Source organism: Paraburkholderia fungorum, from assembly GCF_046027215.1.
GTDB lineage: Bacteria > Pseudomonadota > Gammaproteobacteria > Burkholderiales > Burkholderiaceae > Paraburkholderia > Paraburkholderia fungorum_D.
The window spans coordinates 722458-736481 of sequence record NZ_JAQQEN010000001.1; the positions used below are offsets into that span (position 1 = coordinate 722458).

11 protein-coding genes are annotated in these 14024 nt (G+C 59.3%); 5 read left to right on the forward strand and 6 right to left on the reverse strand.

Annotation, left to right across the window (positions count from 1 at the left end):
• Positions 1-50: 50 nt before the first annotated feature.
• From PQR27_RS03235 to PQR27_RS03250, 4 genes are read left to right on the forward strand one after another with little or no spacing between them, the layout of a single operon-like run.
• Entirely contained in the window at positions 51-1229 is a 1179-nt protein-coding gene (locus PQR27_RS03235; RefSeq protein WP_408522281.1) for a glycosyltransferase family 4 protein, read from the forward strand.
• Complete coding sequence (locus PQR27_RS03240) at positions 1226-2167, forward strand: UDP-glucose 4-epimerase family protein (protein ID WP_408522282.1); 942 nt, start codon at positions 1226-1228, stop codon at positions 2165-2167. Before PQR27_RS03235 ends, PQR27_RS03240 begins: the two co-directional genes overlap by 4 nt.
• A complete protein-coding gene (locus PQR27_RS03245) occupies positions 2167-2727 on the forward strand; it encodes a sugar transferase (RefSeq protein ID WP_408522283.1) in 561 nt (186 codons plus the stop codon). The genes PQR27_RS03240 and PQR27_RS03245 overlap by 1 nt, the downstream gene beginning before the upstream one ends.
• Positions 2728-2747: 20 nt before the next feature.
• On the forward strand, positions 2748-4658 hold the full coding sequence (locus tag PQR27_RS03250) for a polysaccharide biosynthesis protein (RefSeq protein ID WP_408522284.1): 1911 nt from the start codon (positions 2748-2750) through the stop codon (positions 4656-4658).
• Between the two features lie 96 nt (positions 4659-4754).
• Here PQR27_RS03250 and PQR27_RS03255 read toward each other — a convergent pair whose 3' ends face one another.
• Both PQR27_RS03255 and PQR27_RS03260 read right to left on the reverse strand, forming a co-directional pair.
• Positions 4755-5864: an MraY family glycosyltransferase gene (locus PQR27_RS03255; RefSeq protein ID WP_408522285.1), complete on the reverse strand. Its 1110-nt coding sequence runs from the start codon at positions 5862-5864 to the stop codon at positions 4755-4757.
• A gap of 165 nt (positions 5865-6029) precedes the next feature.
• Positions 6030-7082, reverse strand: a complete 1053-nt coding sequence (locus PQR27_RS03260; RefSeq protein ID WP_408522286.1) for an O-antigen ligase family protein — start codon at positions 7080-7082, stop codon at positions 6030-6032.
• Between the two features lie 632 nt (positions 7083-7714).
• Between PQR27_RS03260 and PQR27_RS03265 the strand changes: the two genes are divergently transcribed.
• Positions 7715-9349 (forward strand): methyl-accepting chemotaxis protein, encoded by a 1635-nt coding sequence (locus PQR27_RS03265; protein WP_408522287.1) that lies wholly within the window; start codon positions 7715-7717, stop codon positions 9347-9349.
• An 89-nt stretch (positions 9350-9438) separates the two neighbouring features.
• Here the strand turns inward: PQR27_RS03265 and galE are convergent, their stop codons facing one another.
• The 4 genes from galE to PQR27_RS03285 are packed head-to-tail and all read right to left on the reverse strand — an operon-like array spanning position 9439 to position 13747.
• Entirely contained in the window at positions 9439-10461 is a 1023-nt protein-coding gene (galE, locus tag PQR27_RS03270; RefSeq protein WP_408522288.1) for a UDP-glucose 4-epimerase GalE, read from the reverse strand.
• A 12-nt stretch (positions 10462-10473) separates the two neighbouring features.
• On the reverse strand, positions 10474-11622 hold the full coding sequence (locus PQR27_RS03275; protein WP_408522289.1) for a glycosyltransferase family 4 protein: 1149 nt from the start codon (positions 11620-11622) through the stop codon (positions 10474-10476).
• Positions 11623-11648: 26 nt separating this feature from the next.
• Complete coding sequence (locus PQR27_RS03280) at positions 11649-12488, reverse strand: glycosyltransferase (protein ID WP_408522290.1); 840 nt, start codon at positions 12486-12488, stop codon at positions 11649-11651.
• Complete coding sequence (locus tag PQR27_RS03285; protein WP_408522291.1) at positions 12485-13747, reverse strand: oligosaccharide flippase family protein; 1263 nt, start codon at positions 13745-13747, stop codon at positions 12485-12487. Before PQR27_RS03285 ends, PQR27_RS03280 begins: the two co-directional genes overlap by 4 nt.
• Positions 13748-14024: the final 277 nt, after the last annotated feature.

Sequence of the window (14024 nt, forward strand, 5' to 3'; positions counted from 1 at the left end):
CCGTTCTCGTGCGGCCCCCGGTTCCCTTAAACCACTTTTAGGAAGTATGTATGGCACGTCAACGCATATGCATCGTGTCCACGATTGCGACCCCGCTCAGGGTCTTTATGGGGCCGCACATCGAAGCATTGTCAATGCTCTATGACGTGGTTCTCGTCTGCGATGGCGCATCGTCCGAAGTCGAGGGCTTGCTCGGCGAGCACGTGTCCTTTGTCGCGTGTCCTATCCAGCGTAACATCTCTTTCCGGAAAGATTTTCAGTGCGTATTGTGGCTCCATCGGTTCATTCGTACAGGTAACTTCGCAGCCGTGCATACGCTGATGCCGAAATCCGGGCTGCTTGGCATGCTGGCGGCAAGATTGGCTGGCACGCCACATCGCTTTCACTCTTTTACCGGTCAAGTCTGGGCAACGCGAACCGGCGTAATGCGTCAAGTGCTGAAGGCAATGGATAAGGTCTTGTCCAGTTGCGCAAGCCGCCTTCTCGCCGATAGTGCGTCGCAAATGGAGTTTCTCATCGAGCAGGGCATTGTTTCGAGACGGCGTATAGAGGTTCTCGCGGATGGGTCAATCTGCGGCGTGGATGTTCGCAAGTTCAGTCGCAATGATGAAGCACGGCTCAAGGTGCGTGCTGAATTGGGCATCAACGACAGTGATATCGTTTTCCTCTTTGTGGGCAGATTGACAGTAGAGAAAGGTATCAGCGAACTCTTGCAGGCGTTCAGCGGCATTGCGGTCAGATCCGAGCGGCTACATCTTGTGATAGTTGGACCTTCCGAAGCAGATTTCGAGCGCGACATTGAAGAAGGCCGGCGTACTACTTGTGGGCGAATTCACCGTATTGGTTTTACGACCCGTCCCCAAGAATATATGTCCGCCGCGGATGTGTTCTGTTTGCCTAGCTACAGGGAAGGGTTTGGCACAGTCATTATCGAGGCCGCAGCGGCAGGTTTACCGACTATCGCTTCGCGCATTTACGGAATTACCGATGCAATCGAGGATGGCAGGACGGGCATGCTGCATCAGGCGAAAGACGTAAAAGGATTGGAAGTGTTGATGGATCGGCTGGCTACGGATACCACGTTCAGAAAAACATTGGGGCAGGCGGCACGTCGGCGCGCTGAGGAGCTATTTTCAAAAGAACGTGTGGTTCAGGCGCTGCTCGATTTTTATAATAAGGAAGGCGTTGGAAGTGGCAAAACCACGGCCGTTGCTGGGAATTTGACATGAATGTACTTGTAACTGGAGCAAGCGGATTTGTTGGGCGCCGCCTGTGCAAAGAACTGGCAACTATGGGCATCGCTTTTGTTGGAACAGGGCGAACGGCGCGAGACGGCCACATCGCCGTGGGCGACCTCGCCCCGGATACCGATTGGAGGGGCGCACTGCAGAACGTTTCTCACGTCGTGCACCTTGCCGCACGGGTCCATGTCATGGACGAGACTGAAGTCGACCCGTCTGCGGCATTCCGGCGCGTGAATGTAGATGGCACGATCAACCTCGCTCGGCAAGCGGCATCGGCTGGCGTAAAGCGGTTCGTGTTTGTTAGCTCGGTCAAGGTAAACGGCGAGGCAACCACCGACAAACCTTACTCCGAGTCCGATACTCCCGCGCCAGAGGATCCTTACGGCGTCTCGAAGCATCTAGCCGAGGAGGCTTTGTGGAAACTGGCCGGCGAAACCCAAATGGAAGTGGTCGTAGTGAGGCCTCCGCTGGTGTACGGCCCGGGCGTCAAAGCCAACTTTCGGAATCTGATGCGTGCCGTCCATCGCGGCATCCCACTGCCGATCGGATCGGTGCGCAATTCGCGAAGCATGGTTGCGCTGGATAACCTGGTGGACTTTCTCGTTGCCGCCCTTACGCACGCCAACGCTGCAGGGAATACCTTTCTCATCTCGGATGGTGAAGATATCAGCACGGCGGCGCTTGCGCGAAAGCTCGCAAAGGCCATGCACCGTCAAGCTCGCCTTGTCCCAGTACCACTTCCACTGTTGCGATTGGTCGGTGCCGTCACAGGTAGGACAGCCGCGATCGATCGCGTGACGGGCTCATTGCAGGTCGACATTACGCAAGCGAAAGCAATGTTGGGGTGGCAACCGCGCATTTCCGTCGACCAGGGGATCGCGCAAACGGTGGCTCATTTTCTCTCGACACGGATCAGCGAGTGATGAAGCGCATATTCGATCTAATAGTTGGGCTGGTTGCGCTGGCTGTGCTTGTGACGCCAGCATTGCTGGTTGCCTTGCTGGTCAAGGTTACTTCCCGGGGGCCGATTTTGTATTGGTCCGACCGGGTTGGGCGAGGCAACAAGACATTCAGAATGCCGAAATTCCGTTCGATGCGAGTGGGGACGCCCGCCGTGGCGACGCACCTGCTTTCTGATCCGAATGCGCACCTGACGCCGATCGGTGGCTTTCTTCGTAAGAGCAGTCTGGACGAACTGCCGCAGCTCTGGTCAATTTTAAGAGGTGATATGAGTTTTGTCGGTCCACGTCCAGCATTGTTCAACCAGGACGATCTGATCAGCCTGAGAACCGCGAGAGGCGTTCATCTGCTACGGCCAGGCTTGACGGGTTGGGCGCAGGTTAACGGGCGCGACGAATTGCCGATTCCCGTAAAGGTTGAGTTCGACGTGGAGTATGCTCGGAAGCAATCCTTCATATTTGATATCAAGATTCTTGTCTTAACCTTTGGAAAGGTGTTGGGACGAGACGGTGTGTCGCATTAGGAAGGCAATAGGAAGGTAACATGGGTACAAAAGTCTCTAACTGGCCGCGAGCGGCCAAACGGTCGCTAATTATCGCGGCCGATTGCCTGCTACTGCCTTTTTCTCTGTGGGCGGCCATCGGGCTGCGCATGGACAGTTGGCAAGCCGCAAATGTTTACAGTTGGTGGATTTTCTTTTTGCCGTCGGCGATAGCGATTCCCATCTTCATCCGAATGGGCCTCTATCGGGCCGTCATTCGCTTTCTTGGCGACAAGGCCGCGCTGACCATTTTGCTGGCGGTCACCATTTCAGTTGTGGTGTTCGCTGGTGTTTATTCGTTTCTTGCGTTGCCCAATATCCCTCGAGGTGCTCTTGCCATCTATTGGGTATTGGCAGTGTTCACGATCGGTGTCAGCCGTTTTATGGCGCGCATCCTGCTCCGCCAATTTGAGTCGAGATCGGGCCGCCGGGTGATCATCTATGGCGCGGGAAGTGCTGGACGGCAACTCGCCCTGGCATTGCGGATCAGCCGCGAATATATGCCGGTAGCGTTCGTCGACGACGACGCCTCCCAACGCGGGCTCGCGATCGATGGGATAACTGTCTACTCCGACGACCAGTTGGAATCGTTGATCCGTAAGTTTGACGTTACGGAGATTCTGCTCGCAATGCCTTCTGCTTCGCGCAACCGGCGCATCGAAATCATCAATCAGTTGGTCCCGTTGCATGTGCGCGTTCAGGTAGTGCCGGGCTTCGCGGAGGTGGTGGGTGGCGAAGTCAAGATGAGTGACGTACGGGAAGTCGAAATCGACGAACTGCTAGGGCGGGATGCCGTGCCGCCGGATGAGCAGTTGCTTGCTGCGAACATTCGGGACAAGGCTGTGATGGTGACCGGCGCGGGAGGGTCAATTGGCAGCGAGTTGTGCAGGCAGATCATTGCAAACAAGCCTAAATTGCTAGTGCTGTATGAACTCTCCGAATTTGCGCTCTACAGCATCGAGCGCGAACTGAGGCACACCGCGCAAACTCATAAGTTGACTGTTGAAGTTCTCCCGGTGCTCGGTTCGGTGCAGAACATGAGTCGCCTGAGCAGCATCATGCGCCGGTATCAAATCCAGACGGTCTACCATGCGGCTGCATACAAGCATGTACCGTTGGTAGAGTGCAATATGGTTGAAGGTATCGTCAACAATACGTTCGGTACCCGAGCCACGGCACTCGCCGCAATCGCAGCGAATGTGGAGACTTTCGTACTGATTTCGACTGACAAGGCTGTCCGGCCGACGAACGTGATGGGTGCCAGCAAGCGGATGGCAGAACTCGTTCTGCAAGCCCTTGCTAGCGATCCGACCGTTGCCACCCGTTTTAGTATTGTGCGGTTCGGCAACGTGCTGGGTTCCTCCGGTTCAGTGGTGCCATTGTTCCGTCAGCAAATCGCGAGAGGTGGCCCGGTTACCGTCACACATCCCGAGATCATTCGCTACTTTATGACAATTCCTGAGGCATCCCAATTGGTAATCCAGGCGGGTGCGTTAGGTGGCAACGGCGAGGTCTTTGTGCTCGACATGGGCGAGCCCGTGAAGATTCTTGACCTCGCGCGCCGCATGATCAACCTGAGTGGTTTCTCGGTCAAAGATGCGACTGAACCGCACGGCGACATTGAGATCGCGTTTACGGGACTGCGGCCCGGTGAAAAACTTTACGAAGAACTGTTGATTGGCGGGGACGTGACGGGAACCTCACATCCTCGAATCATGAAGGCGCGGGAGAATTTTCTTGTACGAGAACGTATGGATGCGGTTATCGAAACGCTCGCGAACGCGTGCGCAGAAAACAATCTGGTGAGCATTCGTGGCATCCTGTTTGAGCACGTCGCAGGTTACAAGCCTGAACGGGATATCGTCGACCATCTACATCAAGTGCAGCAATCGCTTTCAACGCCTGTACCTTGATTGTAGGTGGCTTGCAAAGCAGAATTGATTCCAAAATCAGGCGCTATTTTGCTATCGGGGCTCAGTCGTAATGTCCTCCAGACACCCTGGTCGCCGCTATAGCCGGCGACCAGGGCGTCTACGAAAAACCATCCAGCGTGGCACCTTAAAGCGCACGATACTCATGTAAAGCCACACGTACGTTCCGGCAAATAGCACCACGAAGCAGAACAGATGCAATGTATGTCGCCAGAAGAGCGTTGCCGGAATCACGGCAATCAGGCAGAGCAGCCATAGATACGGGGAGGTAAGGGAGTTGCTCCGGGTGAGTTCTCTCGCGGTGCGCGCGCCTACCGCTTTGCGCATCAATCTTTTGTATACGAGCATGTGCAAATGCACACCGTCGGGAATTCCTGGTGATATCCCACGAATGAATTTCTTTCGATAAATCGAGAAGCAGGTCTCGAAGATCGGATACATGAACAACAGCACAGGGTACCAGGCCGATACATCACGGTTGCGCATCACGAGCATGATGGAGAGCTCGGCAAGCATGAACCCAATGAAATACGCGCCGCCGTCGCCGAGAAAGATCAAACCGGCCGGGAAGTTCCAGATAAAAAAACCCAACACGGCACCCATCATGATGAGCGAAGCAGACAACACGATCGGATCGTGAACCTCGAAAGCAACGTAAGCCATCGACGCGAACATCATCAGCGCGACCATCGAAGCCAGACCGTTGAAGCCGTCAATGATGTTGATGGCGTTGGCCAGTGCCGCTACTGCCAGCACTGTGATGACGCAGGAAACCGCCGCATAAGATAGCAAGAAATCAAGGGAAGGGATGCTTATACGCGTAACCGCGATATTCAGCAGGAAATACGCAAGTACCGCCGCACCCATTGTAGAAATCAGACGGGCGAGCGGCGAGACTCGCTTGGTCACGTCTTCGATCAGGCCCGACGCGAACGCCGGCATCCCACACGCAATCAGACCGAGAATGCCGGCGCTTACCTTTGGATAGGAAAAGTGCAATTGCAGCGCCGACACTGACAGCCCGATAAGGATCCCAATGCCTCCGACTCGCGGCACGGGTCGCGCATGGAACTTCTGTACTCCGGCCAGATCGGTATCAGTGGAAAATTTCTCATGCAAATGCGCGTAACGCACGATCAGCAGCGTGATTAGCAGTGAAATGAGAAAGCCGAGCGCGAAACTAAGCATGAGGGTGGGCCTGAACGAGAGGACGCCGAATTATACAAACGAAACGGTTGGTGCCCGGCAGCGCGGCCTGCGCGGCGACTGCGTGAAATATCCCGGATAGTGAGGCGAAAACGCCCGCAAATCTGAGGCGTCGGACGGGTTCGTGCTGCGCTACCGTGACCTTTGCTATTCAGGGGGAACGCGCGCTGCGCGAGCTGTCTTATCGGCGCACGTTGCCAGCGCCGCCAGTATCGCGACCACGGTGGCGTAGAAGGCGACCGTCGACTTAAGGTCGAAGGTTTCCACCGTGAGGCCGAAAATCCAGAAAGCGACCACGAACGTCAGGCCCATGAGCGCGGCGCGGCGGGTAGGAGCTGTCGGAGCATTGAGCCGTTTCCAGAAGATCACGCCTGGCACCACATACACGGACAGCAAGGCAAGGCCGCCGACGATGCCGTAGTCCGTCAAATAGGCGAGAAACTGATTGTGCGCCTCGCCTCTGCCCAGTTGCGCGGCCACGGGTGTGAGTGCCCCCGCATCGGCAAATGACTGCATGCTGTTGCGGAAGCCATGAGCGCCCAAGCCGAGAAGCGGATGGTTCTCTACGATCTTCACCGCTACTTCATACAACTGAAGACGGATGCCAAGCGACGTGTCCCTCTGCCCCTGCTTATAGTGAACCAGGTCCGACGATATATCGCCGACCCGGTCTCGCGCCGTGGGCGAAAAAGCAAAGATACAGGCCAGTATCGCCACAATGCCAAGAGGCAGAAGCACCTTCCATCGGCGAGACTTGCCACTGCTGCGAACATACAGAATCAGTGCCGCGACGACAGGAACGGCGATCCAGCCGCCGCGCGAGCCGGTCAGCAGCGATGTGGCCAAGCCGGCAATCAGCCCGGCGATCTTGACGATCCGTACGAGCAAGCTGTCCTTTTTCCACCAGTTGAGCGAAAGGATAGAAAGCGCGCCGAGCGCCAGTGCAATATCGCCGTAGTGGATTGGATTCAGGAACTGGCTGCTGAGCCGATCGATACCGGAACTGTGCGGTGCAATCAGCAGTAAGCCCAACGAGGCCAGCGCGCCGAGCGCAAACGAAAGGTCACTCCAGGCGAGCGCCCGAGGCGCCCCTTGTCGCAGGACCAGAAATAGCGGTGCTGCAGCCAGGAACCGGGACGGCGAATCGAGCGTGCTGGCCACCACTGCGCCGTGCCACATCTCGGCGATCAGCACCGCCACAAGCGGACTCGCCATCGCAAGGCATAACCTTGTATCTACGCGGTCCCATTGAATCGGTGCAAGGCGTGTCCAAGGCTTGGGCGAAAGTAGCAGGGCAAGCGAAATCACCGCGGCTGCAATCGAAATTGCGCTTGCGCCGCCGCGCATGAGCAACGTAAGTGCGGGATACGTAAGCAGAAAAAACGCTGGTAACAGGCGTCGCGGGCTGACGCTCAGGGAAGATTTTGTAGCGGGCGTCGACATGTCTCTGGACTTTGGTCGACCTTCAAGACGTCAAGGTGACGTGCGCGGCCGGATAAATTGACCCATTATTGTACCTGCTTCCCAGGAGGGATCGCCTCTTCGTCCAGACCGTCGGCGTCATGGCTAAACGGACTTCATCGGATTTTCTATCCGGCACACTCGATGAATCAAGGGTGAAGCACGCCCCCACCCCCACTCCCCCAACTATCCCACATAGTGAGGCAAAATCCCCCCGCAAACCCTTGCCCATCATGGATTCCCCCTATTTAGCCACGGCTGCGGCAAGTCGTTAATCTGGATGCGGCGAAGTGTAAGCAGCCAACGAGAAACGACACGTACCAACGTTTCAGCGTTTTCGCCGCCGTTCGACAAGCCGTTCCGGAGACCCAATGCTAAACAACATCACCATTCGTGGCGGACTGACGCTGGTCATCAGCGTCTTCGTCGCTTTCCTGCTGACCGTGATCGGTGTCGGCTACGGCGCACTCAAGCTGGCGAACAGCAGCCTCGACGACACGCAGCGTAGCTCGGCCGCGCTGTCGCATCTGAAGGCGAGCTCGGAGAAGCTCCTGCAGGTGCAGCTCGCGCTAGGCACCTATCAGACGCTCTTTAGCGTCGGCAAGCAAACCGACGATCTGTTGCCGGCCGCGCACAAGGTGCTGGTCGAGTCGAATAAGGACTTCCGCAATTACATGGCCGGCCCATTCGTCAACGAAGACGAAAAGCGGCTTGCGCAAGCAGTTGAGCAGGCGCGCACCGCGCTGGTCGATCGGGCTATCGAGCCGGAGTTCAAGGCGCTCACCGATTTCGACTTCAACACCTTCCGCAACATCCAGGGCGACACCGCGAACAGCTTCTACGCGACCTATGCGAAGGCTATCGACGCGCTCGAGCGTCAGCAGGTCGACACTCGGCATCAGCAGGCCGACACCGCTGCGCAGCGCTTTCAGCTGGCCACGCTGCTGTTCGGCGCAATCGGCGCGCTGTCAATCGTGATCGGCGTGATGGCGCGGGCCGGTTTGTCGGCGGCGGTAATCAAGCCGGTCAACACGACCATCAAACATTTCGAGCGCATCGCCGCGGGCGATCTGACGATTGCAATCAGGAGCAGGTCGCGCAACGAAATGGGGCAGTTGCTAGGCGCGCTGACGAAAATGCGCGACGGCCTGGTAGAGACTGTCTCGAAGGTGCGCGGCAGCACCGGCGCGATTACGCAAGGCGCGAATGAGATCGCCGCGGGTAACGCAGACCTGTCGGCACGTACCGAGCAGCAGGCGGCAGCGCTGCAGGAGACGGCAGCCAGCATGGAGCAACTGTCGGCAACGGTGAAGCAGAACGCGGACAACGCCAAGCAGGCCAACCGCCTCGCGCACAGTGCGCTGGAAACGGTGACGCGCGGTGGCTCGGTGGTCACGCGCGTGGTCGCGACGATGGACGGCATCACCGGTTCGTCGCGCAAGATGGCGGAAATCATCGGCATGATCGAAGGCATCGCGTTCCAGACCAACATTCTTGCGCTCAACGCGGCGGTCGAGGCGGCGCGCGCGGGTGAGCAAGGGCGCGGTTTCGCGGTCGTGGCGGCGGAAGTGCGCAACCTCGCACAGCGTTCGGGTGGCGCCGCCAAGGAGATCAAGGAGCTGATCGGCGAATCGGCGGCGAAGGTCGATGAAGGTGCGACGCTGGTCGCCGAAGCCGGCAAGACGATGAGCGAGGCGATGCAGTCGGTGGAGCGCGTGACCGGCATCATGGGCGAGATCGAAGCCGCCGCCTTGCAACAGAGCGACGGCATCGAGCAGGTGAATCATGCGATCACACAGATCGACCAGGTAACGCAGCACAACGCGGCCTTGGTGGAGGAGGCGGCCGCCGCGGCCAAATCGCTCGAAGAGCAGGCGCAGTTGCTGCGCGATGCAGTGGCGGTGTTCCAGGTGGATGCACCGTCAGCGTCGGCCGCGCAGCAGCAAGGCAGAGCGGCGCTGGCCGCTGCCGCGCCCGCCGCCAGAGCGGTCGCCGCAATGGCGTAATCGCTCGTCGGGATAATCCCGCAATCGACGGCGGCAGTGGGGAATCGCCAACCGCAGATTCCCCGCCGACGCCGTCGACTTCAATCGACTCAGGCGAATCCGTCCGGATTCGTCGATTGCCAGCGCCAGTGATCCGTACACATCCGCTCGATGCCGAACTGCGCGCGCCAGCCGATGATCTTCCCGGCCGCCGCCGGATCGGCGAAACATGACGCCACATCGCCCGGGCGCCGGGCGACGATTTCGTAAGGCACCGGCTTGCCCGATGCTTTTTCGAACGAGCGCACCACGTCCAGCACGCTATAGCCCTGGCCCGTACCCAGATTCACCACGAAGCTCGCATCGCGCGTGACCAGCGCATCGAGCGCCGCGAGGTGCCCGCGCGCCAGATCGACAACGTGGATATAGTCGCGCACGCCGGTGCCATCGGGCGTTTCATAATCGCCGCCGAACACGCGCAGTTTCCCGAGTTTGCCGACCGCCACCTGCGCCACATAGGGCATCAGGTTGTTAGGAATGCCAGCCGGATCTTCGCCGATCAACCCGCTCTCATGCGCGCCGACCGGATTGAAGTAGCGCAGCGTGGCAATACGCCAGGACGGATCGGCCAGTTCGAGGTCACGCAAGACCTGCTCGGCGATCAGCTTGGACTGCCCATAGGGATTGGTCGCCGAAAGCGGGAAAGATTCATCGATCGGCGAACTCTTCGGCACGCCATACACGGTGGCCGATGAGCTGAACACGAATTGCTTGACGTTGCGATCGCGCATCACGCCGAGCAGTGTCAGCAGACTGCCGACATTGTTGCTGTAGTACTCGATCGGCTTGGCGACCGATTCACCCACCGCCTTCAACGCGGCAAAGTGAATCGCGCCGGTGATCGGATGAGCGTCGAAAATGCGCTTGAGCGCGGCTTCATCGCGTACGTCGTTTTCGTAGAACGTCACCGCTTTGCCGGTGATGCGCTCCACGCGCCGCAGCGACTCGGGCCGGCTGTTCACGAGATTGTCGATTACCACGACGTCGTAACCGCCGTTGAGCAGTTCGACACATGTGTGCGAGCCGATAAAGCCTGCGCCGCCCGTTACCAGAATCGTACCCTTCGTGGTCATGCTGTTGCTCCGTTAAAGTAAAACGCCCGTCATTTTTTGCACCAGGTCTTTATACGTGTCGACGACCACCCGCTCGTCGAATTCTGCCGCGACTTTCTGTCGGCCGCGTTCAGCCATGGCCCGGCGTTCGGCACCGCTCATGTCGAGCATACGCGCCATTTTCTCCGCGAGACTGTCGGCATTGCGCACTTCGCACAGCAATCCATTGACGCCGTCCGCCACCACTTCGCGGCAACCGGGCACGTCGGTGGCCACGATCGGGCGGCCCATCGCCGAGGCTTCCATCAGCGTGCGTGGCACCCCTTCGCGGTACGACGGCAAGACGACGCAATCCGCGTCGGCGATGAGCGGCCGTACATCATGCGCCTCGCCAAGATACTCGATGATGCCTTCCTGTTCCCAGCCGGCCACATCTTCACGCGTGATCGCGCTCGGATTGTCGACCCCAACCGGCCCAAGCAATTGAAAATGCGCCTGCGGGTAACGCTGATGCAAACGCCGTGCGGCATCGACATATTCGGCCACGCCTTTGTCCCACAGCAACCGTCCGATCAGCACGAACTTGAAGGCGCTCCGCTCGGGCAGCGGCGTGAAAGCGAACTGTTCGAGATCGACGCCCTCGCCATGCAACAGACGCGCACGCTCGGGATGCGCGAGCAGATTCTGATCGACGAAAGCTGCCTGGTCGTCGCGGTTCAGAAACCAGATCTCGCGCGGAAAACGGAAAGCAAAACGGTACAGCTTTTTCGCCACCTGCGCAGCGCGGCTGTGCTGGATGAACACATAACCCAGCCCGGTCGTCACCGCCACCGATTGCACGCCCGCCAGTTTCGCGGCAATCGAGCCGTAGATGTTCGGCTTGATCGTGTAATGAAACACCACGTGTGGGCGGATCGTCCGGTATTGGCGATAGAGCGCCCACAGCGTGCGCAGGTCGTCGCGTGGATTGGTGCCTTTGGATGCCATCGGCAAGTCGATGCAGCGGCAGCCCATCGCGGTGAGCAGTTCGAACGTGCGGTCGCGCGGCGCGAGCACCGTCACGTCGACACCGCGTCCGATCAGCGTGCGGATCAAACCTTGCCGGTAGGTATAGATTGCCCAGGCAGTGTTACAGACGAGTGAGATGCGCAACGCGGGCGTCGACTTCAAGGCAGGCTTCATGCAGGAACAGACTCGACGGTGGAAGGTTAGTGACTCGCGCGTGGCGCGAGCAAAGTGCGTTTGACCCGCGCCAATGCGCGGTAAGGGGTCACCAGGTGCAGCAGGTTTTTAGCGAGGCCCAGCCAGTCGTACGGATTGGCGGCGTTGAAGTAGCGCAGTTGCAACTGCAGCGTCGACTTCACCTGGCGGCGCCGCCTGGTCGCGCTGATGCCGCCTTCGTTCAGCTCGTAATAGAGGCCGAGTTCCGGCAGGTTCGCGCAGTCGTAACGCTCCATCAGGCGCAGGAACAGATCGAGGTCTTCGGCCGACGGATACCGTACGCGATAGTTGCCGACAGCGCGCACGGCGTCGATACGCAGCATCATCGAAGGATGGGCAAGCGGCGAGCGGAAAAAGCGCATCCGGCGAATCGCGCCCGGTTCGGCGGGGGGCGTCAGCACGAACAGCGGCTTGCCTTCCCGTGTGACGACCTGCGTCCACATGCCGAGGCCGGCCACCCGCGGATGCAGTTCCATGAAGGCGCGTTGTTTGGCGAGCCGCTGCGGCACGCTGCGGTCGCCCGCGTCGATCCGGGCGGCGTAGCGAAAGCCGCGCTGGGCGAGGGTGTCGATGCCGGTTTGCAGCGCGCGCTCGATGCCGCCGTTCTGCGGCATGCGCAGCACGGCGATCTGCATATTGGCGATGACCGGCGCGACGATCGGCGGCGTGCTGCCGTCGTCGACGATCAATACGTGAATCAGCGCGCTTTCGCTGAACGACGCGAGGGTGAGATCGACGTCGGCCTGGCCGTTGTAGGCGGGCAGCAGAATCGCGACGTCGTCCAACGGCACAGCGGAATTTTGCGCAGCGGCGGATGCGTTCGTCATGGGCGCAATTTGAAACGGATGTAATAAAGATTAACCGACGCAGCAGCCAGGTAGCCAGCGGCGAGACCCACCAGCGCGCCATAAGCGCCAAGCCGCGGAATGGCCAGCAGATTGACGATGAAGGCTACGGCCAGCGCCAGCAGCCATTTCGTCAGCAACACGAATTTGGCCTGGTATTTAAGCACGATCAGATTGCCGATCGCTTCGATGCCGGCCGGCACGGAAAGCCATACGGCCCAGCGGAAAATCTCGATCGCGCCTTCATAGTCCGGCCCGAACACCCGGCGGATGATGAACCCGGCCAGCAGATCGAGCACGAGCGCGCCGCTGACCATCAAGGCGGCGGTCATCGCGGTGAGGCGCCACATGTTGCGGCGCAACTGCGCGGCGTCCTGCACCCGGTACACAAAGGCGGGGGCAATCGTCTGCGCGAGCATCAGCGCGAGCGTGATCCAGTTTTCGTTCAGTTGCTGGGCGGCGGAATAGCGCCCGAGATCCGCGAAGGAAATCGCCCGTTCGAGCATCAGCCGGTCCAGTTTCAGGAACAGATACATACAGATCAGGCCAAGCCAGAACACCGTGCCCGCGGTGGCGAAGTGCCTGAACAGCGAACGGTCGACCTGCCAGCCGAGCTTGCCGCCATGCCGGCGGATGTAATAGATCAGCAGAACCGCGCCGATCAACGCGGATTCGGCGGCCCAAAGCCAGCCGAAGCGCGCGGGCGTCGCCATCGCGCGCACCAGCAGATAGACGAAGCCGGCCTTCAGGACGGCCGTACTCATGCTGGTGAGCAATTGCGGCTTGCTGTAGGTCATGCTCTGCAGCCACGCATTGATCACGCCGACGAACGGCTCGCGAAACAGCATCGTCACCGCGAGACCCGCCAGCATGGCGCCGACCAGCGGCTCGAAGAAATGCGAGGCAATGCCGAGCCACGTGAGCAGCAGCGCCGCCACGGAAACGGAAAAGCGCAGCGCGAAGGCGCTGCCGAGGACCGTGCCCAGTTGGGCGGACGGCCGGCTCACAATGGTAGGAACGAGGATTTCCGCGCCGCACACCCAGGTGATCGGCGAGAGCACCAGCAATAGCGTGTTCGCGTATTGCCATTTACCGAAGGTATCCGGCCCGAAGTAGCGCGCCAGCATGCCGCTGATCACGATCGCCACGCCGATCTGCGTAAGCCGCTCCAGCCCCAGCCAGACGATATTGGTGAAAGCGCGTGTGACGTCGGGATTAGCGAAGCGTTTGAGCGTCAGCATCCGGGCGCCGCTCGCCAATCCACGCGCGCCGCTTGCGCAGGAGGCGCACTCTGCGCGGCGGCAATGTGCGCGAGCGCCCACCCGCGAGCCGGCTGTCGCGGCAACTTTCCATAAGGAGGGCGTCTAAGCATTAGAATGGCGTTATAAGGCTGGTCAGAAAAACGCAATTATAAGTTGGAACCGGATCGCTTCCGGCAAGGGCGCATTGCGGGGTTGACAGAGTGTTTTACCGATCAATCAGCAAGGCGCCGGTCAAAATTTTCCATTGCACGCAAGT

Excerpts from the sequence above, each read along its gene's own strand:
- PQR27_RS03240 (WP_408522282.1), top strand. The coding sequence starts at position 1,226 with ATGAATGTACTTGTAACTGGAGCAAGCGGATTTGTTGGGCGCCGCCTG.
- PQR27_RS03280 (WP_408522290.1), bottom strand. The coding sequence starts at position 12,488 with ATGACGAACGCATCCGCCGCTGCGCAAAATTCCGCTGTGCCGTTGGAC.
- PQR27_RS03265 (WP_408522287.1), top strand. The coding sequence starts at position 7,715 with ATGCTAAACAACATCACCATTCGTGGCGGACTGACGCTGGTCATCAGC.
- PQR27_RS03245 (WP_408522283.1), top strand. The coding sequence starts at position 2,167 with ATGAAGCGCATATTCGATCTAATAGTTGGGCTGGTTGCGCTGGCTGTG.
- PQR27_RS03235 (WP_408522281.1), top strand. The coding sequence starts at position 51 with ATGGCACGTCAACGCATATGCATCGTGTCCACGATTGCGACCCCGCTC.
- PQR27_RS03285 (WP_408522291.1), bottom strand. The coding sequence starts at position 13,747 with ATGCTGACGCTCAAACGCTTCGCTAATCCCGACGTCACACGCGCTTTC.
- PQR27_RS03250 (WP_408522284.1), top strand. The coding sequence starts at position 2,748 with ATGGGTACAAAAGTCTCTAACTGGCCGCGAGCGGCCAAACGGTCGCTA.
- PQR27_RS03255 (WP_408522285.1), bottom strand. The coding sequence starts at position 5,864 with ATGCTTAGTTTCGCGCTCGGCTTTCTCATTTCACTGCTAATCACGCTG.
- PQR27_RS03275 (WP_408522289.1), bottom strand. The coding sequence starts at position 11,622 with ATGAAGCCTGCCTTGAAGTCGACGCCCGCGTTGCGCATCTCACTCGTC.
- galE (WP_408522288.1), bottom strand. The coding sequence starts at position 10,461 with ATGACCACGAAGGGTACGATTCTGGTAACGGGCGGCGCAGGCTTTATC.